General features: G+C 59.9%; 18 protein-coding genes. 4 read left to right on the plus strand and 14 right to left on the minus strand.

The window, feature by feature from the left end; all coding sequences use genetic code 11:
* Positions 1-79: 79 nt before the first annotated feature.
* The 11 genes from AYK65_RS25720 to AYK65_RS25775 form a co-directional block, all read right to left on the minus strand.
* A complete protein-coding gene (locus AYK65_RS25720; protein ID WP_026616601.1) occupies positions 80-1243 on the minus strand; it encodes a calcium-binding protein in 1164 nt (387 codons plus the stop codon).
* 263 nt (positions 1244-1506) lie between these two features.
* A complete protein-coding gene (locus tag AYK65_RS25725; protein WP_046117751.1) occupies positions 1507-2589 on the minus strand; it encodes a glycosyltransferase in 1083 nt (360 codons plus the stop codon).
* A 71-nt stretch (positions 2590-2660) separates the two neighbouring features.
* Positions 2661-3857, minus strand: a complete 1197-nt coding sequence (locus tag AYK65_RS25730) for a glycosyltransferase family 4 protein (RefSeq protein WP_046117184.1) — start codon at positions 3855-3857, stop codon at positions 2661-2663.
* 219 nt (positions 3858-4076) lie between these two features.
* Complete coding sequence (locus AYK65_RS25740; protein WP_244560115.1) at positions 4077-6191, minus strand: polysaccharide biosynthesis protein; 2115 nt, start codon at positions 6189-6191, stop codon at positions 4077-4079.
* Between the two features lie 451 nt (positions 6192-6642).
* On the minus strand, positions 6643-7209 hold the full coding sequence (locus AYK65_RS25745; protein ID WP_081161859.1) for a GtrA family protein: 567 nt from the start codon (positions 7207-7209) through the stop codon (positions 6643-6645).
* Positions 7202-8203 (minus strand): UDP-glucuronic acid decarboxylase family protein, encoded by a 1002-nt coding sequence (locus tag AYK65_RS25750; protein WP_046117183.1) that lies wholly within the window; start codon positions 8201-8203, stop codon positions 7202-7204. The genes AYK65_RS25745 and AYK65_RS25750 overlap by 8 nt, the downstream gene beginning before the upstream one ends.
* A gap of 123 nt (positions 8204-8326) precedes the next feature.
* Positions 8327-9466 carry an NAD-dependent epimerase/dehydratase family protein gene (locus tag AYK65_RS25755; protein ID WP_046117182.1) on the minus strand — a complete coding sequence of 380 codons (1140 nt, stop codon included), beginning with the start codon at positions 9464-9466 and terminating at the stop codon, positions 8327-8329.
* A gap of 31 nt (positions 9467-9497) precedes the next feature.
* Entirely contained in the window at positions 9498-10229 is a 732-nt protein-coding gene (locus tag AYK65_RS25760) for a glycosyltransferase family 2 protein (protein ID WP_051440609.1), read from the minus strand.
* 75 nt (positions 10230-10304) lie between these two features.
* A complete protein-coding gene (locus tag AYK65_RS25765; RefSeq protein WP_172402071.1) occupies positions 10305-11789 on the minus strand; it encodes a glycosyltransferase family protein in 1485 nt (494 codons plus the stop codon).
* 670 nt (positions 11790-12459) lie between these two features.
* Positions 12460-13365: a methionyl-tRNA formyltransferase gene (locus AYK65_RS25770; protein ID WP_081161861.1), complete on the minus strand. Its 906-nt coding sequence runs from the start codon at positions 13363-13365 to the stop codon at positions 12460-12462.
* 300 nt (positions 13366-13665) lie between these two features.
* Positions 13666-14172, minus strand: a complete 507-nt coding sequence (locus AYK65_RS25775) for a ferritin-like domain-containing protein (RefSeq protein WP_026616609.1) — start codon at positions 14170-14172, stop codon at positions 13666-13668.
* A gap of 363 nt (positions 14173-14535) precedes the next feature.
* Here AYK65_RS25775 and AYK65_RS25785 point away from each other — a divergent pair, with 363 nt between their 5' ends.
* Positions 14536-14859 carry a hypothetical protein gene (locus tag AYK65_RS25785; protein ID WP_026616610.1) on the plus strand — a complete coding sequence of 108 codons (324 nt, stop codon included), beginning with the start codon at positions 14536-14538 and terminating at the stop codon, positions 14857-14859.
* Between the two features lie 30 nt (positions 14860-14889).
* Here the strand turns inward: AYK65_RS25785 and AYK65_RS25790 are convergent, their stop codons facing one another.
* Positions 14890-16872, minus strand: coding sequence for a protein-L-isoaspartate(D-aspartate) O-methyltransferase (locus AYK65_RS25790; protein ID WP_081161863.1), 1983 nt, complete (start codon positions 16870-16872; stop codon positions 14890-14892).
* Between the two features lie 124 nt (positions 16873-16996).
* The gene (locus tag AYK65_RS25795) at positions 16997-17854 is read right to left on the minus strand and encodes an SDR family oxidoreductase (RefSeq protein WP_026616612.1); all 858 of its coding nucleotides are present in this window, start codon (positions 17852-17854) and stop codon (positions 16997-16999) included.
* A 202-nt stretch (positions 17855-18056) separates the two neighbouring features.
* On the opposite strand from AYK65_RS25795, the gene AYK65_RS25800 reads away from it, so the two are divergent.
* From AYK65_RS25800 to AYK65_RS25810, 3 genes are all read left to right on the plus strand, one after another.
* Positions 18057-18296, plus strand: coding sequence for a hypothetical protein (locus AYK65_RS25800; protein WP_046117178.1), 240 nt, complete (start codon positions 18057-18059; stop codon positions 18294-18296).
* A gap of 54 nt (positions 18297-18350) precedes the next feature.
* Complete coding sequence (locus tag AYK65_RS25805) at positions 18351-18545, plus strand: hypothetical protein (RefSeq protein ID WP_081161865.1); 195 nt, start codon at positions 18351-18353, stop codon at positions 18543-18545.
* 140 nt (positions 18546-18685) lie between these two features.
* A complete protein-coding gene (locus AYK65_RS25810; RefSeq protein ID WP_026616615.1) occupies positions 18686-19396 on the plus strand; it encodes a BON domain-containing protein in 711 nt (236 codons plus the stop codon).
* Positions 19397-19444: 48 nt separating this feature from the next.
* On the opposite strand, the gene AYK65_RS25815 is transcribed toward AYK65_RS25810, so the two are convergent.
* Complete coding sequence (locus AYK65_RS25815; RefSeq protein WP_081161867.1) at positions 19445-20584, minus strand: DNA topoisomerase IB; 1140 nt, start codon at positions 20582-20584, stop codon at positions 19445-19447.
* Positions 20585-20636 lie beyond the last annotated feature (52 nt).

A 20636-nucleotide genomic window follows, 5' to 3' on the forward strand; every position in this document is an offset into this window, starting at 1 on the left:
GCCGCAAGGCCGGGGCTGGAAAGAGGGCGCCGTCTTACCGGCACCCTCCTTTGCTTTTAAGCGGCTTGGCGATCGCACATCAGGCGAAGAGAAAATCACTCTTCGAAATGTTGGACGCCGAGAGATTGCCGTTCGGATCGTCCAGGAGAATTGAGAACGCATTGCCAGCAGAGTCGTAACCCTTTATCAGCACGTCGCCGCTGGTCGTGTCATAAGCGTGGACGGTGCCCTTGGCGCCGGAATTCGAGTACTGGGTAACCCCGAGCTTCTCGATAACCAGGAGGTCGACGCCGTCCTGGAAGTCCATGACGGTGTCCTGGCCGCTGAGCGCCGGAGTCGCCTTGAAGATGAAGCGATCGGAATCGGCGCCACCCCAAAGTGTGTCGCTTCCCGCCTCGCCCATAAGAGTGTCTTTCCCGGCGTCACCGCGCAAAGTGTCGTTGCCATCGCCGGAAAATAAGAAGTCGTTGCCGATGCCGCCGTGAAGGACGTCGGCGCCTCCTTCGCCCGACAGGGTATCGTCGCCGTCATCCCCGTACGCTAGATCGTCGCCGGCACCCACCGAAATCCTGTCGTTGCCGATGCCACCGTGAGCCTCGTCGATACCGCTTTCGGAGTCGAGCACGTCATTTCCATCACCGCCATCGAGGTAATTGTTCCCGTCGCCGCCATCAACGATGTCGTTGCCGATGCCGCCGTAGACGCGGTCGTTGCCAGATTGACCTTTGAGGGCATCATTGCCCCCTTCGCCGTAGATCGTGTCGTCCCCGGCACCGCCTCCCACTGCCTGCTGCGTGCGCTGGCCGGTTGCGGGGTTTATTCGATTGTTGAACCCATCGTCGCCTGAGCCGGCATAAATGATGTCATTGCCGTCCCCTGCGTCGATGTACTCTTCGCCCGCTCCACCGTAGATCTTGTCATGTCCACTGCCACCTAAGAAGTGGTCGTGGCCGTCGCCACCGTCGAGCGTGTCGTTGCCGTCACCGCCATCAAAGATGTCGTTGCCCAATCCGCCGATGAATGTGTCCGCACCGAGGGCGCCATCAAAACGGTCATTGCCGATTCCGCCTTCGGCATAGTCGTCGCCCGGACCAGACTTGATCAAGTCGTTGCCGTCACCGCCAAAAAACTTGTCATTGCCATATCCGCCCTCGAGGTAATCATCTCCGGCGTAGCCCCAAAGCTCGTCGTCGTTCAGAGTGCCCCGGATCGTGTCGGACAGATTGGTTCCCTTTAGAATCATCATCATCTCCTAGCTGTTTGCAGGAGGGCCAATAATTTGAGAATGGGGCGCAAACGTGAACTCAGGCCTAAAGTCAGCCTTCATCACAAGAATACACATGTTTGTCACAAGGAAAAATAGAATTATACTACTTGGTTTAGAAAGGATCAATGGCCTTCAACTGAACTTAGGACGGCAGCGAAAGCCAAGTTTCTCATCTAATTCCTTAAGGTAATCTGGAAATACGCCGAACGACACTCCCTGATTGCAATCGAATTCATGATTTAAGGCATTAGAAATCTTGCATATTTTGCCCGGACCGCCGTGATCGCGTACTCATTTTCGACGCGCTGTCGGGCATTGCGCGCATAGCGGGCATATTCGGTCGGCGAGAGGTCCAGGATTGCGCGGATCGCCTTGGCGAGTGCCTCAGGGTCGCGTGCGGGTACCGCAATTCCGGCGTTACCCGCGACGGTGGCGGCATCGCCGACATCCGTGGTGACGATCGGCTTCGCATAACTCATCGCTTCTGCAATGACGTTGGGAAAGCCCTCTGTCCTCGACGACAGCACCAAAGCGTCGATGCTGCAGTAGTAGGATGACATATCGGCGATTTCACCCTTGAGATCGACGGCATGCGCCGGCAATCCCGCCTCCATCATCAAGTCGATCACAGCGCGGTTGTCGTGGGAAAGCCCGTTGCCGGCGGCGGAAAAGACTGCCTGTGGGTGCGTCTTGCGAACGGCAGCTACGGCTTTGAAGAACGTGCCATGATCCTTCTGCGGATGAAATCGACCGACGATACCGATCCGGCGGACTGTTGTCGCCTCAGCGGGACCGATCTGAGGCAATTCGAAGCCATTCGGAATGACAACCATGTTCCGGTTTTGATAGCCGTAGGCCTGATGTAACTCGAGGGCCCGGGCGCTGTTGTAGATGATGCCGGCCGGCTGGCTGGACAGCAGCTTTGCACCGGCAATTGCGAGGCGGGAGCTGCGCGTGAGCGAGGCGGGATCATCCAGGGACTGGCGAATGTTCCAGTAAACCGGTGCTCCACATCGGGCCATGCGGGACGCGAGCACCCCAGCGATCATCGCGTGGTACATCCAGCACAGGATCACATTTGGCCGTTCCTTGCGGATGAGCCGCGCGAGCCGCAAGATCGCGCCGGGCAGCGCGGCGAGGGAGGAGGCGGCCAGCGACACATAGGTAACTCTCGGATTGTCGGCGAGATTGCGGTTCCGATCCGAGACACCGATCAGCGAAACGACCACAATACGCTCATCGGCTGAACCGTGAAGGAGGCGCGCGAGCATTGTCTCGGCGCCTGCACTGGCGGTGAAGTTGGTAATGACATGCATGATCATCGCCGCGGCTCCGCGTTCGCCGCTGTCCATGCATATATCGGACGTATGATCTGCTGCGCCATGGAAGCCCATCAATCAGTCAAGCCCATGCCGGCAAACAGAATCCGGTTGATCATGTGCACGTCGAATTTGGTCTCCGCGAGTTCTCGCGAGGCCCGGCCCATTTTTTCGGCGAGATGCGGATTGCGGGCAAATGATGCCATCGCCTCGGCGAGCGCGACGACGTCGAGCGGCTTCACGATCATTCCGTTCACACCGGCCTCCACCGTATCGCGGCAGCCTGGCAGGTCCGTCGTGATCACCGGCCTTCCGATCGCCAACGCTTCGAGGATGCTCCGCGGAATGCCTTCGCGATAATAAGAAGGCAGGACGAAGACATTGCATGCCTCCAGATAGGGGCGCACGTCGTTGGTGGTCCCAAGATATTCCAATATTCCTTCGCTGACCCAATTGTTGATTTCTTCGCGCGAGATTGCCGTGGGATTGCTGTCAAAATGGCCGAGCAGTTGAAACCGGGCATCGGGAAAAGTGCGACGCACGATCCTTGAGGCTTCTACATATTCCACCACTCCCTTGTCGCGCAGGAGTCGTGCAATCATAAGGAACACAGGCCCTCCGCGAGTTGCTCGCGCAAAGGCAAAGTGATCCAGATCGACGCCGGATCCGGCAACCATCGTCGGCGAGAGGCCGCCTTGCAGCATGCGGTAGCGGCGAACGTCTTCTGCATCCGCGTCGTTATAGACAAAAACGACTCTCGCGCGCTTGAACGCCAAACGATACAGGCGGACGCACAGGTGGCGGATGGCCAATGCTTTGAATGAGCGACCGCCCGCCTCTGAAAAGACGTGGCCGAGACCCGTCACGAGGAAGCAACGTTCCTTTATCCCAAGCGTCCGGGCGGCGATGCCGGCATAGATGATCGGTTTCATGGTATAAGGGAGGATCATGTCCGGCTTCAGCCGTTTGAAATGTTGCCGCAGCGACCAAAAGGTCCGGATGTCCTCCAGCGGATTGAGACCGGTTCGGGCCATGGGAATGCGAATGAAACGCACGCCGATTTCAGCGAGCGCCTGCTCCACTCGCGGGTCGTGCTCCGGAGCGAAGGCTATGACGTCGTGCCCGGCGCCGGCCAGCCGCTTCAACAACTCCAACCGAAAAATCGTTAGAGATGCCGTTAGGCTTGCGACAACGGCGATCACGCGCCTGCGCGCTGGAGGGCATGCAACACCGGACGGACCTGTCAAACAGGCGACGTCCTCGGTATGCATGCGAGCTACATGTTCAGCGGAACTCAAAGCTGACCTCCCGGATCGGATCCCCGGACTGATCCCAGCGTGCAAAGCGATGCGCGCTTGTCGAAACCGCGCTCAAAGCGCAATGCGGCGTTGTCACTCGGTTGCTCGGCTCTGAGGCCGAGCGCCTTGGCGTCGGACGGGTTTCGACGGAAAAGTTCCCTGCGGCCATTCAGGCGATCCGCGCCTGCCATTTCAATTGTCCGGCAATGGGAGTCCGCCGCGGGCGCTCTTGTGGTAGGCGGGCCGCCGCTGCGAAACGCCGGCCTTGCTGCTTTTCTTCGGCGGGACCCAGGCCCGCTTCTTCACGGCGGAAGGCTTTATATTGCCGGCCTCGTGCTCGTAGCGTGGAAGCAGTTCGCGCATGACCGCTACAACGGCCGCATCGTTGCCCCGCTCCGCATGGCGCTGAAGTCGGGCGAACGCGTCGCGCAACGTGGGCAACGGAATAGGTTCCGGAACCGCGCCGAGAACGCCCGGCACCGGCGAGGTTATGCGCTTGTCGGTTTCGTCGAAAAGCTCCTCGTAGAGCTTCTCGCCCGGGCGGCAACCGATGATCTTGATCTTTATTTCCTTGTCCGGAGTGAACCCGGCCAGCCGTATCATGCGGCGTGCAATGTCGATGATCTTGACCGGCTCGCCCATGTCGAGAACGAAGATCTCTCCCTGTCCGAGCTGTTTTTCGAAACCGTAGGCCGATGCCTGCAACGTCAGCTCCACGGCCTCACGGATCGTCATGAAAAAGCGCGTCATGCATGGATCGGTGACGGTCAATGGGCCGCCTCTTGCAAGCTGCCGCTCGAAGAGCGGGATCAGCGATCCGCTCGATCCCAGTACGTTGCCGAAGCGAACCGTCATGAACCGGGGACCTTTGCCAGTTTGAAGTCCGTGCAGGTCGAGCGCCTGGCAATAGAGCTCCGCGAGGCGCTTGGTCGCACCCATCACGCTTGTCGAGTTCACGACCTTGTCGGTCGACACCTGCACCATGGCAAGTGTGCCGAATTTCTTTGCTGCATTGGCAACGTTCATAGTGCCGATGACGTTGGTGAGGACGCCCTCGCGCGGGTTCAACTGCACCATAGGCACATGTTTGAGGGCGGCAGCGTGGAAGACCAGCTCGGGCCGATGCCGTTCAAAAATTTCCTCAACACGCTGGCTGCGCCGGACACTGCAAAGGTAACTCCACCGAGATACCTCTGGGAAGGTCTCGTTGAGCGTCATGTCGATCGCGTAAAGATTGTATTCCGTATTGTCGACCAGCACGATCTCCGCGGGTTCGCAAGCAGCAACTTGCGAGGTTAGTTCGCTGCCGATCGAGCCGCCGGCCCCGGTGATCAGCACGCGTCGGCCTCGAACAAGACGGGCGATTGCCTCTCGGTCGAGCGCGGCTTGCGGCCGCTCGAGGAGGTCGGTGAGTTCGATCGACCGCAGTTCGTAAGGGTTGTCGCCTTTGGCGCGCCTGAGCTCAGTCATCTGCGACAGGCGCGACACTGCAATGCCGAGCCGCTCGGCGGACCGCAGCAGCTCGTCCGACGCGGTTTCACCGAAGTTCGCCGGGGCTTCCGTGAAGACGACGTGACGTGGCCGCTTGTCGAGTTGCTGCAATTCCGCCACGACCTGCTCAAAATCCTCGATCCGGCCCGCGATCGGTACGCCACGAAGACTCATCCCCAACTGGTCTGCGTTTTTGTCGAGACAGGCCACCGGCACGTGGGTGGCGTTCGGATCCCGGGCCAGCGCGCGCAGGTAAAGCTCGGCGGCGTCGCCCGCTCCGACGAGCAGCAGCGGGACCCGGTGATCGTCGCCCGCACCCTTGCTGCGCCCATTCTTGAAGCCCGGCCGCGCCTGGGTGATTTCCTCTGCGCGGAAGCTCAGCCGCGCAGCGGCGAGGAAGGCGATCAGAAGCAGCGACTGCATCGGCACGACGGTTCGCGGCATATCGATCAGTCTTGTCGAGAAGAACAGGAGCGAGATAAGCAGCAGCGATGTCAGGAGAACCGCGCGAAGGATGATCAAGAGATCGGAGATGGAGCCATATTTCCAATTTCGGCTGTAGAGGCCGGACAAGGGAAAAATGAACGCGCAAATGGCGAGGTATTGAGCGCCGGACCACAGCAGGACGGAGGCTGTTTCAGGCCTTGCACTGAGCTCGGTAAAGCCGTAACGCAGCAACAGTGCAACCGCGAGCGCAATACCTGCGGAGCCAAGGTCCGCGATATATAAGGCGGGGTATTTCTGAACGCTGCGAACGGCGCCCCGTAGACGCCGATAACCGATGTCGAGGGCCGCACCGCACACCGCCAACAACATTTTAGCCGATGATTTTGCTGCGCTCCCTCTGGGTAACATTAGGAAATTATCGCGCACTGCCTTCGCGGCGGCGTAAAAACGCTGCATGACGGCCCCTTCCTAATATCTGTAAGCCTGCCGTGCTGCCGAGCGAAAACTGCACCTACCCCAAGAGGCTTAATGGTGGGTCAAAGAACGGTGCGTCTGTAAGTCTTTGTCGTCGACTGGCTCGAAAGGCTTGATAAATTAAATTCAACAAAGATTAGAAGTCGCGATGGGTTAGACCGCGACACAAAATGACCTGCATATCCGATTTCGATAATAAAAAAGCACGTAATTAACTAGTTGTAAATAGTCCTCCAATGTATCCACCCAATTATAGTTTTCCAGCAAATCGATCCGCTGAGTGTTCGATCGTCTCTCGCCCGGCGAACGGCTCCTAAAGACGCGGCACAGATGGATTTCGTAATCGTCAGAGGCGAAATGTCACAGTTCGATTCAAATAGTAGTTGACGGGGAAGATAGCTCCAGTCGTCAGGATCTGGGCTGCAATGTAGGGCAGCACAGTCAAAAGGCTGTCGAAGACAACGGCATTCGCCGCCAGCGTGCAGAGCGTCAGAACGACAAAGCGCGGAGCGGCGACGATGTGCTTCGATTTCGATCTGAATGTCACACGGTGCTGCAGGCCGTAGTTGACCATGACCGAGATCGAGAGCGCTAGCGTTGATGCCGCCAAGGCGTCCATGCCGGCGAGTTCCACGAACAAGGCCAACAGGCAGATCTGCAGCAACGCTGCGCAACCACCGACAAAGGCGTATCTCAGCAGGCGCACGGCAAAGACCGCTCTCAGTGCCCTCCCTACAAGGGGCAACTGTTGCACGGTATTCCACCGGAGGTGAGGTGCTGCGTCGGAATAGGATTCGCCTGCGGGGTGGCCGGCAGGAAGCGGCTGCGGCCGAAAACCCAGCGCGGCCGCCTCTTCGGCCGAGGTACAGCCGTCAAGTTTCGCCTCTTGAGGAAACCCTCGTCCGCTAAGCATGATTTGCCTCGTACAAAGCGCCGAGTTCCATCTGCGAACTAGGACGCCTCAGGAGCTCGTTGAAATGGTTGATCGTCTTCAGAAGGCCCTCCTTCAGACCGATCTTGGGGGACCATCCAAGCTGTTCCTTTGCTCGCGAGATATCCGGGCGCCGTCTGCAAGGATCGTCCTGGGGCAGTGGCCGGTACACGATGCGCGACCTGGATCCGGTAAGATCGATGATCAACTCGGCCAGTTCGCGCATGGAGATTTCGTTGGGGTTGCCGACATTGATCGGACCGGTCACGTCAAACGGCGAATCCATCAAACGCAGCAAGGCGGCAACGGTGTCGTCGACGTAACAGAACGACCGCGTCTGCGAGCCGTCTCCGTGGACAGTTATGTCGGCATCCAGTAGCGCCTGGACGATAAAGCTCGAAACAACACGCCCGTCGCTCGGGTGCGTACGGGGTCCATAGGTATTGAAGATGCGCGCAACTTTAATCGCCGTTTGATGCTGCCGCCTGTAATCGAAGAATAGCGCTTCGGCGCAACGCTTGCCTTCATCGTAGCAGGAGCGAGGCCCGATAGGGTTGACGTTGCCCCAGTACTCTTCCGTCTGGGGGTGAACGGCCGGGTCCCCGTAGACCTCCGACGTGGATGCTTGAAGGACACTGACCTTCAGCCGCTTGGCAAGGCCGAGCATGTTTATCGCGCCTTGCACGCTTGTCCGCGTGGTCTTCACCGGGTCGAACTGGTAGTGCACCGGAGAGGCCGGACAGGCAAGGTTGAATATCTTGTCGACCTCCACATAGAGGGGCATCGTCACATCGTGCCTTAGCAACTCGAATCGAGGGTGGGATAACAGTTCCTCTACGTTCGCACGGGAGCCGGTAAAGAAATTATCGACGCAAAGGACGTCGGCGCCGCTTTCAATCAGCCGTTCGCAAAGATGCGACCCGATGAAACCGCACCCCCCAGTCACCAATACGCGATTTGTAAATTGACGCCCCATAGCGCTACCTCATCTGAAGCTGTTCGCCGGCGGGATGGCAATCCAGTCTCCGGCCAGCGGCCGAGAGTCTGACGACGATACCCGCGGTCCCACGCAAATGTGCTCTAACTCGATGGTTGCCCGTCACCGGGCCAATCCTCTTTTCGCCAACTCGGCGGCTGCGTGCTCGAACCGGTCCTCCGCCTGCTGGTCTTCTGCCCAAGCGATCAGGTCCTCGATGCCGGATTCGAGCTCGACAGTGGGCTTGTAGCCAAGGTGCCGCTGGATCTTGCCTATGTCGGCGTAGCAGTGCCGGACATCCCCCTCTCGGAACTTGTTTTCTATTTGCGGAGCAATGTCGCGCCGCATTTTCCGAGCGAGGATAGTCGCGACCTCTTTGATCGACGTCGGGCGACCGGTGCCGACATTGAACACCTGGCCGTTCGCCTCGTCCTTTGCGAGGGCAAGGGAAATGGCTTGCACGATGTCGTTCACGTGAACGAAATCCCGCGTCTGGTTGCCGTCTTCAAAGACGACCGGGGCGTGGTTGTTGAGCAAACGGGACGAGAATATTGCAGCGACTCCGGTGTAGGGATTGCCCAATGACTGCCGGGGGCCATAGATATTGAAGAACCGCAGTGCCACGGAGGGTATGTCGTAAGCTCTGCCGACGACCAGGCACATTTCCTCCTGGTCTCTTTTTGAAATGGCATAGATCGAGGTCGGCAGAACGGGCTTCGCTTCGCCGGTTGGGATCGGTGTCGCGGTTCGATCGCAGATCGGGCACCGCACCTCCCAATCACCACGCCTCATCTGCTCCGCCTCACGAAGCGTCGGCGTGACATCGCCGCAATGGCTGCACCGTGCGCCACCTTCTCCGTAGATCGACATGGACGAGGCGACCACAAGCTTTTTCACATTGTGCCTGCGGGAAGCCAGCAGTTCGAGGAGCACGGCGGTTCCGACCGTATTGTGGTCGACATAGCGGTGAATTTCGTACATCGACTGGCCGACCCCGACCTGCGCGGCCAAATGCACGACGGCGTCCACGTCCTTCAACGCGGCGTCGAGCTGGCTGGTGCTGCGGGTGTCACCGTAGACGATCTCGACGCCCTTCATAGGCAGCCCGTTCGGCTGCAACAGGCCTCCAAGATTGCCCTGCGATCCAGCATGGACTTGCGGCTCGTAATTGTCGAAAATTCGTATGTCGTATCCGGATTTGCGAAGGTTCTCACATAAAAAGGAACCTACGAAACCTGCGCCTCCAGTAACGAGTACCCTCATAGCAAAATTCCTTATACCTAAAATAGTTTTGTCAGTTAAACTCGTATTTTCCTCGATAGTTGGCCCATACGATCTTGAGTACATCAAAGCCATACTGTACCGGTTTCAAATGTGACTTTTCATCCGCGTATCGCGTGGGTATCGCAATTTCCTTGATCTTTAGCTTGCGCTTGCCTGCCATCATGATCATTTCGCCGTCGAAGTGAAATGTATCGCTGAGGCGAACGAAGGGGATGGTTTCCAGGCACCGGCGGGAATAGAGCATATAGCCGCTGTGGTATTCGCTCACGTGAAGGCCGTAGGCGAGGTTCTCTATCGCGGTGAGCGCTTTATTGGCGATGTACTTGTACAGAGGCATGCCGCCTTTCAGGGCGCCACGCTCGAGCATGCGCGACCCGATGACGACGTCAGCCTCGCCTCTTTCCAGTGGCGCGAGCAAACGTGGCAGCAGTTCCGGCGCATATTGCCCGTCGGCGTGCAGGAGTGCGGCGATGTCGGCACCTTGCGCCAATGCGTAAGAAAAACCGGTCTTTTGCGCTTGGGCATAGCCCTTGTTCTGAGGATGGTCGATGACTTCCACGTTTGCCCGCGAATGAGCAATTCTGCGCGCAACATCGCCTGTTCCGTCGGAACTGCCGTCGTTCACGACGACAATGCGGACGTCTTTTTCGTAAATTTCCCTCGGGATCCTGTCAAACACGCTTTCGAGTGTCAGAGCGGCTTGATAAGCCGGGATAACCACAAAAATTTTCTTTTGAAACATGATGATCTATACTCCCCGTTACAATTTTTCGGTGCACCCAATCTCCAAATTTCGATGTTGCTCAGCCGGCCCGTTTCAGGGCAAAAGCTGCATCTCGGTCGCGCGGCGTACTGAGCGATAGATCCGCCCGTCGGCGAGAGTTTCCTCCTCGACGAGTGGAACGGAATTGAGAAGGTCGTTCTCACTGATCAGGTAGTCCCGCCAGTCCACGCCGTAGACGAAGACGACATAGGCGTTCCCTTCCGCAAGGCGGCGGCGCATGGCGTCCATCTGCTGCGCAAAGGGCATGCTTGCCTCGTCCCGGCCAGACAGATGACTGAAGCGGCGCGGTAGGTACGCCGCGCTGCGCCGCAACCGGAATTCGATCAAGTCCGGTGCGTTGGAATAGATCGCGGCATTCGCGGGCAATTTTGCCGCGGATGCGAGCACAGGCGAGGTCGACCAGATTTTGTGAGCATATCCTTGGCCCGCTTCATAGGTGGACATGGTGAACACAGTCGTCCTGGCGAGATTCGAGGCTCCGATCACAGCCGCGAGACCGGCGAGGACAATCCCGAGTTCGCGACGGCGCGAAAAACTCAACCCGTCAGCTCCGAAGGGAGTCATCGCGGCGAGGGCCAGAAAAACATAGAGCGGCAGGAGAAACCGTCCGGTGAGGTTCAGTCGATACTGAATCATCACCGACACAATCAGGAACAGCAGATACAGGATCGACAGGAGACTGAACACGACGGGTACGAGCGCCTGCGGTCGGGCCCGTTGTTCGGGGGGTAGACGGAGCCATGCGAGAGCGTAGTACACGGCAACGAAAACCACAGCGACGCTGGTGAGGGCAAGAAACAGGAAGCGCGCGGCCGACCCCGCCGCAGACGGCAAAAGCATTGCCGATGCGGAGCCTACCGTCCTGATCCAGTATGCCAGGTCGGTGTTGCCCAGCAGTTCCAGTGAACGTCCGGTTGAATCCCCGGACGTCAGCTCACTCGCGACCAGCCATGACCCGAAGACAGCACCGCACGCAGCGGTCATCACAGCACAATCGACCAATCGTCTCGCAAAGCCTCCGCCGCCGGCGAGGAGCCTCAGGAGTGCAAAAACTGGAAGCAGCGGAGCGGCAGCAAATCGCGTCAGCATGGCGAGGCCGACAATCGCCCCCGCAAGCGCGGCGCTTGCGACGCGGTTGTCTTGCATCGCCCTGAGAAACACTAGGACGGACGCAAGGGTCAACGCGATGAACAACGGCTCCGTCATTGCCACCGAGTGAAATTCGACAAAGACCGGATGACCAACGATCAGGGCCGTTCCCAATGCAGCCCAGGTCGGGCCTAATTGCGCGAGAAACAGCAACCGCAGGATCAGGACCGTATTGACGATATAAAGAAACCAATTGAGCCACCAGGCGGCGGCCACGAGATCGATCTGGGTGAGTGCCGCGGCTTGCAGCAACCAGGTGTAAAGCGGAGCGAAATGACGCGCGGTGCCTATGCGCATGTACGCGACTGAATCTGGTAGGATCCCTATTCCGTGCGATGTGGTTGCGAAAAACAGGAGCGAGACCGCCAACGAAAGAACGACGGTCGCGACGAGTTGCGCCCTTGCATGAGGGAAAGTCATTGCGTCGTTGGCCGTCGCCGCCGAAACTGGCTGCACCAGATGTCGTTCTCGCTTCATGTAGCCGCCGCCCCCCATTTCTGGTGCGTCCGTTTGGCTCCAGCGTGCTGACAGAGGTTAGAATTTAAGCCGCAAAGACTTGTTCTGCCCGGCCACCGCAAAAATCGCTAGGCAGCACAACAGCAGTCCGATCGAAATCTTTGACAGGCCCCCATCATGCGCGTGACACGCTCGCGAACCTTTTAAAAAATACTCCGCGCTTTAGCCGTTAGTGTTGGCCAAGCCCGTAAATCAGTCTCTGAAAGCCATTTATTTACACAATTGCGCAGCGTAGCCATTAGTGCCCCGCTCGACAGCCTCGATATTCGCATAGTCGTGCGGCAATGTCGACTACCTAATACAGCGGACATATGGTCGTGGTTGCGCGATCCGTATCTGCTTACCATAGCGGTCTTATTTTCCCATTACCTCATGAGCGAAGGTCTGCGCTCTGCTGGTCGCGCCAGTTCCTCAATGTTGGAGAAAGGCTCGTACGGTTTCGCCGCGCCGTCAGCGGCGGTCTTTGACCCCGCGCCGAGTTCTGCGCGCCTGTGTCGTCGACCTATTCGCGTCGTCGAAACGCTCACCGATGTAGTTTGCTGTGCACCGCTGGGCGTTTGCCAGTGGGCGAGGCCCAGGCCAGCACCTCAATGCATTCACCATCCCCACATAGAACGATGAAGCCGCGTTCCGTATGGGCTTGAACCTGGCCCACCAAACCGACAAAGCGACCGGCGGTTTCGATCTGCACGGCGTCGTCGATCCGGATCTTCCCGCCATCGTAAAAGGAGAATGCGCCGGGGTATGGGACGCTGACGGCACGGACAAGGCGAAGTACCGAGGCTGCAGACGCGTTCCAGTCGATCAGACCGTCCTCAACGGTTCGCTTCGCACAATAGCTTGCCTTTTCATGATCCTGCTCCATTCGCGGTGCATCGCCAGCCTCGACGAGCGCAACCGCCTCAACCACCATCTCGGCGAGATTTGCTGTATGCTTGGCATAGAGGCTGCGTGCGGTCTCGTCGCTCGCGACAGCGAACAGCCTCTGAAGCAGAATGGGGCCTGAGTCGATCCCCTCATCCAGCCAGAAGAGCGTTGAACCCGTCACCTCCTCGCCGCGCAGTATTGTCCAAGGAATGACGGCACGGCCACGCAGACGCGGCAACGCCGCCGGATGGAAGCCGATGGTGCCGTCTCGTGCGATGTCCCGGAACGGCTGCCGGCAGACTTGCGACCAGCCAACGACAAGCGTGAGATCGGGTTCGACCGATGCCATCGCCTCCAGGACGGCAGGACCGTTGATGTCTGTGGCGTAGCAAACTGCGCTTCCGGCAGCCCGCGCCAGATCTCCTATGTCGGCAAAATCGGAATGGCGTCCCGCCACCTCGAGAGGGATGGTGATCACCAACGCAGGAACTCGACCGGCGTTTATCAGCGCTTCTAACGCGATTTTGGAGCTTTCGACTGCGCCAACGAAAACGATACGCATGACTTCAACAAAGGCCAAAATGATTAACGAGCGCGGCGCGCCCTGCCGGGAAGTTATTAAGCAATGAGATGTATAGGTGAGTTCATTGAACACAATAAGGAGTGCGGTGTCCAGCGCCGAAGCGCCCAGTGCTTCACGGCGTAGCCCGCCCAGAAGTGCGGCGCGGTATGAGGGCTCGAGAAATCGTAGGAGCCCGCGTTACCTCCAACGCGGGCTCCGTCGGGTGACCTGTCGCGTGATCGACTGACGCGCTGCCCGCGACCAGAAGGATCCGCGGGGCTGCCGCCGCTTTGGGAACGCTCAATGCTTGGCCGTGACGTCGCGCTTGTCCCGCTCGAGGAACTTGCGGGTGATCTCGCCTGCGTGCTGCTCGAGCCATTCCGCCATCGCAACCTCTTGCTGCAGAATGGTTTCGCAGACTCGTTTCGTTTCCTGATCGCCAGCGTAATCCGCCGCCGCGATAAGGATCTTGTAGCTGGCGATCTCCATGTGCTCGAACGTGTAACTGGCGAGCGAACCCTTGACCACTTCGTCGTCGACGAAAAGGCCACTTAAGCCCTGCCCGAAGGCCACGATCTTGCCGGTAATATCCTTGATGGTCGAGGCACCGCCGTTGAGCCGCTCGAGGCACCGCTCAAGCATTGCGGCCTGGTCGCGCGTTTCCTGCAGGTGACGATCGATCCGGGCTTTGAGCTCGGGATAGTTTTCCAGCCGTCTGGACTGGCTAGTAAGCATAGTGATCGCCTGCTCTTCCATCGCATGCGCGTCCCTAAGCCAAGCCAGCAAATTTTCGTTCGCGGTCGCCATCGGATGTTCCTTTCTTTTTTGCGGCTCACCCAACTGATGGCCCTGGGAAAAGTTCCGAATTCGCGCCGTATTAGCTCGATGAATCGTGAGAGCGGATTCGGAACAATTCCAATTGGCGGCGATTGATAGCGAACGTGGCAGCGCCGCGCCTTTCTCCAGCAACGATCGAAGCAGGTACGATGCAAAGAACCGTGATCGCAGCAGTGCTCGTCCTCCTCATAGTGGTAGCGGCGCTTTGGACGATTTTCCCCCTCGACGGGCCAACCCAAGAAGATGGTCAGCCGCCGCCGCATGCGATCGACCAATCGGAATAGGAGTGAAGCCGAGGACAGCGCCTCCATCAAAATAAGATCGAGCAGGCTCATGCAAGAAGAACTGAAGATATTTCGGCTGGCGCCGCTGGCGGAACCCAACGATCCGAACTGGCAGAACGCGTCGTATCAGGGCGAGGTGACTGTGGTCGCCAGATCGAGCGGCGATGCCCGCCTGGTTGCTTCCGAGGCGGAACTGGATTTCCGCGAGATCGACGCCAAACCGGCAGAAGGCGTCACGACCGACATGGCGAGCGCGTTCCGTAACGAAAAGCTCTATACCGTCATCGAGGAGGGGCCGGCACCGCCGGGCTCGAAGCGGGGAGTGATCGGCGGCACGGTTCGGATCGACAACATCATCTCGACGCAGCTGTAGGCATTCACGCTCTCGACGCCAGTCCCAGGCTCACAAGCCGAACGGGAATGTTTCGGGTACGCCCGGCTCGATATGTTCCGGGCCGAGCGGCGTGACGGGTGCCGTTTCGTCGAACCAGACGAAGGCATCGAACTGCTGAGGCAGCGACGCATAGGCATAATGGCTCAAGCGCTCCGTTTCCGGTCTGTAGATGACGCCGATGAACCGCTCGAGCCTCGGCCTGAGCAGCTTCTCCCGAAGCATACGGTCGCGCGAAAAATCGAGGAGGAAGCGCTCGACTTGCGCTTCGTGGAACAGGCGCTCGTAGCTGTCCTCGAGCGAGGGCCGGATCGGCTTCACCTCCATTTCGCCGCCCCAGTCGCTCGCCGCTGCAACATGCCCCCGATGTGTGCCGAAGCCGATCAGCGCGGTTTCCCGGGGGAAGTCCTCCCGGCAGAGCTGACCGATGTTCAACTCGTCGCGTGCGGTGCCCATGTCGGTGTGGCGCGCGTCGCCTATATGCGAGTTGTGGGCCCAGACGATTGCTTTCGCGTCGGGCTCGCGTGCATTAAGAACGTGTCGCAGCGTCTCGAACATATGCGTGTCGCGCATGTTCCAGGATTCGGCTCCGCTGTAGTACATAACGCGGTAGTATCTTTCGGCCGAAGCGACGAGGCGGGCGTTCTGCGCTGCGTCGATGAGATCGTCGCCCGCTTCGCGCCCGGCCTCGAGCTGCCTCTCCAGCAATTCGCGGCATTGTCTGACGACCGCTTCCTCGCATTTTCGGAAGCCGGCGTTAAGCGCCGCCCGACCATAGGTGGACGGTTCGTTCTGCCATGGCGTCAGACAGCCGTAGCGCTCGCGCGCGACCGCTGCCGCCTCCGGGTCGACCTTGTCGAGATAGTCCAGCACCGCAGCGATGGAACTTCGCATATTGTAGATGTCGAGACCATAGAAGCCCGCGCGGTCGGCCTCGCGCTTGCGTTCGTTGTGGCCGCGCAGCCATTCCGTGAACTCCATGACCTCGCGATTTCGCCACATCCAGGTCGGAAAGCGTTGGAAAGGAGCCTGCGGCCGTGCGACCGGGCTGCGGTGGCGGACGTAACGATCGATCGCCGCCGCGTCCGGCCAATCGGCTTCGACGGCGACGATGGTAAATCCATGTGCCTCGATGAGCCGGCGGGTGATGGCCGCGCGGGCGCGGTAGAATTCGGACGTGCCATGGCTTGCCTCCCCGAGCAGCACCAGCCTCTGCTTGGCGAAGCGATCGAAGAGGCGTCCGAAGGCGGAATCGTCGAAATCGGGCAAGGGCTCGGCGGCGTCGGCGATCATTTCGGAAAGTGTGGGCGGTGGCCGCAGGCGTGACGAGACGCGGGGTGACGTCCGCTCTTCGCCCCAGCCCTCTTCGCCGACAAGCGGCACGAACCTCACGCCTCCTAGGTCCTGTTCCTCGAATGTGGTGGCATTGACGCGGGTGATCCTGACGAGGCGCTGGTCTTCCGGCGGGCCGACGGGGATGACCAGATGGCCGCCGAGATCCAGTTGCTCCTTGAGCGCGTGCGGGACGGCAGGCCCGGCTGCTGCCACGAGGATCGCGTCGAAGGGGCCTGCTTCCGGCCACCCCCGCGTGCCGTCGCCGATGCGCACATCGATATTGCGGTAGGCGAGATCGGCAAACCGCCGTTGTGCCGCCTCGGCCAACCCGGCGTGGCGCTCGATCGTGTAGACATGTGCGGCGATCCGGCTGAGAACCGCTGCCGCATAGCCGGACCCCGTCCCGATTTCCAGAACCGTGTCGCCCGGCTGGACTTCCGCCCGTTCGGTCATCAGCGCAACGATGTAGGGCTGCGAAATGGTTTGGCCATGGCCGATCGAAAGGGCGGAATCCTCGTAGGCGAATTCCTCGAAGCCGGGGTCGACGAAGGCCTCCCGCGGGACGAGCCGCATTGCTTCGAGAACGTTCGGGTCCTTGATCCCCCGACGGGAAAGGTGGGACGCGATCATTCGGTCCCGGGCACGGGTAAAATCGATCATGGTGGATGGTCCTCGTGTTTCCGGTCGGACTCACCGGACAAAGCGCCATTCGCATCGAGGCTCCGGCTCTGTCTGCTCCGGAACCGCGAATGGTTCGCAATGTTCCCCCGCGGACGTGTCGCTGCTACAGGATCGGCTTGCCGCCTGTGACGGCGATCGTGGCGCCCGAGACATAGCTCGACATCGGATCTGCCAGCAGGACGTAGGTCGAGGCGAGTTCCACCGGTTGCCCGGGCCTCTTCATCGGGACTTGCTTGCCGAAGTTCATGACCGAGTCCTCGGGAAGCGTCGAGGGAATGAGCGGCGTCCAGATCGGGCCCGGTGCCACGGAATTCGCGCGAATGCCCTTCTCCGCGAGCAGCTGGGAGAGCCCGGCGGTGAAATTCTGGATCGCGCCTTTCGTGGTCGCATAGGCAAGCAGGGTCGGGTTCGGGTTGTCGGCATTGATCGAGGCCGTGTTGATGATCGAGCTGCCCGGCTTCATGTGCGGGACCGCTGCTTTCGTGAGATAGAACATGGCATGGATGTTGACGCGGAACGTCAGTTCCCACTCCTCGTCGCTGATGTCTTCGATGTTCTTGAAGGAGGCCTGGTGGGCCGCGTTGTTGACGAGGATGTCGATGCCGCCGAGTTCCTTCACCGCGGTTTCGACAATGCGCCTGCAATGATCGGAGGACTGGATGTCGCCGGCGACGAGTACGGCCTTGCGGCCCGCCTCTTCCACCAACGCCTGCGTCGCTTTCGCGTCTTCGTGCTCGTTGAGATAGGCAATGAGGACGTCCGCGCCCTCGCGTGCATAGGCGATCGCCACGGCTCTTCCTATGCCGCTGTCGCCGCCGGTAATGACGGCTTTCTTGCCGGCAAGCCGGCCTGATCCCTTGTAGGAGTTTTCACCATGGTCCGGCAGCGGATCCATGCGGTCCGTCGTTCCAGGCATCGGTTGGCTCTGGCGTTCAAACGGTGGGCGGGGGAAGTTTTCCATGGTGAAGGCCTCCTTCGTGGAACCGGCGCGAATGGTGGTGCGTGCTTGTTTCGACGATGGTTCCGATAATGGCGGGTTGCGATAACGGGCGCGGCCCTAACTCAGGCTCTGCCGCTTTGTTCCGAGAGGCGGAAGCGGCGAGGAGCGATGGAACTTCGTCTGCGGCCTGGCGTTGACCAAACGAAAAGCCGAGGAGGGCGAAATGTCAAAAACCCATAAGAAATCGAAAGGGGTGCCGGACGCCACCACAGCAAGAAGCGAGCCTGTGAAGTCGGACAGCGACCTGAAATCGAAGACGCAGCCTCTCGAGCCGGATGAACTGCCGAAGCACCAAGCGGTGAGGGAGGCAGCACGCAGCAAAAGGGACGACTTCCTTGTGGAATCCGACCTCGAGGACGCCGACGAGCGCTTCCCACTCCCCAGCATGAAAGATCAGGACTGAGGCACGGCGGACAAAGCTGCCGCTCATCCTGAACGACACTTCCGGAGAAGAATCATGAAAAAACCAAAGGACGGTGCGCCTGGCACAACGGAACAATCGCCAAGGTGGGAAGGGCCGAAGGAAACACGGCCAAGAGGATACATGCCCGCCAAGGACGACCCTGAGCGCGACAGGGACGCGGCCGGCGAAAATCTGAAGGACCCGCATCGCGGCAAGCTGTCCGACGCCGGAAAGATGAAGGGCGACTAAGTCCGTTTCCGGGAGGTATGCAGCTCCCCCCCCCCGGCACATCGTCGACCAACACCCGGCGCCGCCCTCGCGGCGGGAACCGCGCGCTTCTTCGTTGGTTTGGTCGAAACTCGAACAAATGAAAACGAATGGAGGAGATCATGCCCTATAGGACGAATTGGAGTCGCAACTACGGGCGCTACCCGGAATCCGAACGCGGGCGCTATGGATACTCCGATGAGGAGAGGCGCCGCGGTTATGCCGGCGCAGATTACGAGAATTCGGAATATTTTCCGGATGCCGAGACCGGTTGGGCCGGCGGCTATCGCCGGAGGGGCGAGGACGTCGATCGCTGGAACCGGGAAGGTGCTTTCCGCGACTATCAGGGCCCAGGAGGCCCCTATTACGGCGGCGGTTATTACAACCCCGGCTATGGCTATCGGGAACGCCCGTCTCGCGGCAGAGACTACGGGGAGGAACGCGGCTTCTTCGAACGCGCCGGCGACGAAGTGGCTTCCTGGTTCGGCGACGAGGAGGCTGAACGCAGGCGCCAGATGGATCAATATCGCGGCAAGGGACCCAAGGGCTATACCCGCTCCGACAGCCGTATCCAGGAAGACGTGAGCGACCGCTTGAGCGACGATGGAGCGCTCGACGCTTCGAATATCGAGGTTTCCGTCACGAACGGGGAGGTCCAACTCAGCGGTTTCGTCGACTCGAGATGGGCCAAACGCCGGGCCGAGGATTGCGCCGAAGACGTTTCCGGCGTCACCCATGTCCAAAATAACATCCGCGTTCGGACGTCGGGAAGCACGGGCACGACGGGAAGCACGTCCGGCTGGACCGGCGGCGAAACCGATCGCAACCTTTGAAGTGAAAAGCGACCTTCCGCGCCGCTCGTGAAATTGCGACGGGCCCTTTCATCGGGGCCCGTCGCTTCGTCTTCGGGCTCGCTCGGCACGAGCCAAGAAATTGAGCATACGTGCTTCCTCGGCACGCAACTCCGGCTTCGCTCCCCCGCGCACCTGCAATTGCCTGGCCGAGGTCGAGGAACCACTGCCGGCAAGAGAGAGGATGTCTGGATGGATGTAGCTTTTGCGGCAGATGGCCGGCGTATTGCAAAGTGCCGATGCCGCAGCCTCGCTCATCTGTTTGACCGTCGCGCGCCCGTTTTCGTCGAGCGCGGCTCGCGCGGCCGCAAAAGCGGCGACGCTTCCCGCCCAGGTCCGGAATGTCTTCGCTGAGACCGGAAAGCCGGCTATCCCAGCGAGGTAGCGGTTGAGGCGACCCGAATCGACAGGACGGAGAGCGTCGTTCTCGTCCTTCCAGACGAAGAGCTGCCGTCCCGGCAGGTCTGCGATTTCTTCAAGCAGGCGCTGCAGCTTCGGGCGGCGAAGCCGCCGCGTCACACGCTTGCCGCCCTTGGCGGCGAATTTGAGTTCGATGCATCCGTCCACCAGTTTCAGGTGACGTTTCAAGAGGGTCGTCGCCCCATAGGTTGCATTTTCCTCTACATAGGCGGGACTTCCCGTGCGCAGATGCGCCTCGTCGAGCAGCGCAACAAGTGCGGCGAGAATGGTCTGGACGTCATCCGGGCTACCCTCCATGTGGCGTCGCACCACGCGCCTTATTCTCGGCAGCGCCTTGCCGAAGGGGACCAGTTGAGCGAACTTATCGACGCTTCGAAGCGCCTGCGATTTCTCATGATAGCGGTATTGCTTGCGACCGCGTGCGTCGAAGCCAGTCGCCTGCAGGTGACCGTTTTCATCGAGGCAGATCCAGACGTTCTGGTAGGCCGGCGGCAGGCCCAGTGCCGAAATGCGAGCTTTCGTCGCGGGGTCGGTGACGGTAGAGCCGTCGGGCATTTTGTAGACGAAGCCCTTGCCGCAGCGCAGCCGCCTGATGCCGGGCTCGGAATCGCTGACATAGACGAGGCCGGCTTCCCGCGGCGGAATCAGGTCCAAGCCGCTGCCTGGATCGCGCACCGCTTCCTCTTCGAAGCGGTTTTGCATCATTGCCGCACGATTGTCCGTCGGCGTGAGGGTGGCTTGCAACGGCATGGGGTCGGCCCCTTTCGGCCCGTGTTGGAATTTAACCAAGACTAACGCCGCA

The sequence above is a fragment of the Ensifer aridi genome, from assembly GCF_002078505.1.
Classification (GTDB): Bacteria; Pseudomonadota; Alphaproteobacteria; order Rhizobiales; family Rhizobiaceae; genus Sinorhizobium; species Sinorhizobium aridi.

Coding starts and splice junctions, on each gene's coding strand:
- AYK65_RS25720 (WP_026616601.1), bottom strand. CDS start 1,243: ATGATTCTAAAGGGAACCAATCTGTCCGACACGATCCGGGGCACTCTG.
- AYK65_RS25725 (WP_046117751.1), bottom strand. CDS start 2,589: ATGATCATGCATGTCATTACCAACTTCACCGCCAGTGCAGGCGCCGAG.
- AYK65_RS25730 (WP_046117184.1), bottom strand. CDS start 3,857: ATGCATACCGAGGACGTCGCCTGTTTGACAGGTCCGTCCGGTGTTGCA.
- AYK65_RS25740 (WP_244560115.1), bottom strand. CDS start 6,191: ATGTTGTTGGCGGTGTGCGGTGCGGCCCTCGACATCGGTTATCGGCGT.
- AYK65_RS25745 (WP_081161859.1), bottom strand. CDS start 7,209: ATGCTTAGCGGACGAGGGTTTCCTCAAGAGGCGAAACTTGACGGCTGT.
- AYK65_RS25750 (WP_046117183.1), bottom strand. CDS start 8,203: ATGGGGCGTCAATTTACAAATCGCGTATTGGTGACTGGGGGGTGCGGT.
- AYK65_RS25755 (WP_046117182.1), bottom strand. CDS start 9,466: ATGAGGGTACTCGTTACTGGAGGCGCAGGTTTCGTAGGTTCCTTTTTA.
- AYK65_RS25760 (WP_051440609.1), bottom strand. CDS start 10,229: ATGTTTCAAAAGAAAATTTTTGTGGTTATCCCGGCTTATCAAGCCGCT.
- AYK65_RS25770 (WP_081161861.1), bottom strand. CDS start 13,365: ATGCGTATCGTTTTCGTTGGCGCAGTCGAAAGCTCCAAAATCGCGTTA.
- AYK65_RS25775 (WP_026616609.1), bottom strand. CDS start 14,172: ATGGCGACCGCGAACGAAAATTTGCTGGCTTGGCTTAGGGACGCGCAT.
- AYK65_RS25785 (WP_026616610.1), top strand. CDS start 14,536: ATGCAAGAAGAACTGAAGATATTTCGGCTGGCGCCGCTGGCGGAACCC.
- AYK65_RS25790 (WP_081161863.1), bottom strand. CDS start 16,872: ATGATCGATTTTACCCGTGCCCGGGACCGAATGATCGCGTCCCACCTT.
- AYK65_RS25795 (WP_026616612.1), bottom strand. CDS start 17,854: ATGGAAAACTTCCCCCGCCCACCGTTTGAACGCCAGAGCCAACCGATG.
- AYK65_RS25800 (WP_046117178.1), top strand. CDS start 18,057: ATGTCAAAAACCCATAAGAAATCGAAAGGGGTGCCGGACGCCACCACA.
- AYK65_RS25805 (WP_081161865.1), top strand. CDS start 18,351: ATGAAAAAACCAAAGGACGGTGCGCCTGGCACAACGGAACAATCGCCA.
- AYK65_RS25810 (WP_026616615.1), top strand. CDS start 18,686: ATGCCCTATAGGACGAATTGGAGTCGCAACTACGGGCGCTACCCGGAA.
- AYK65_RS25815 (WP_081161867.1), bottom strand. CDS start 20,584: ATGCCGTTGCAAGCCACCCTCACGCCGACGGACAATCGTGCGGCAATG.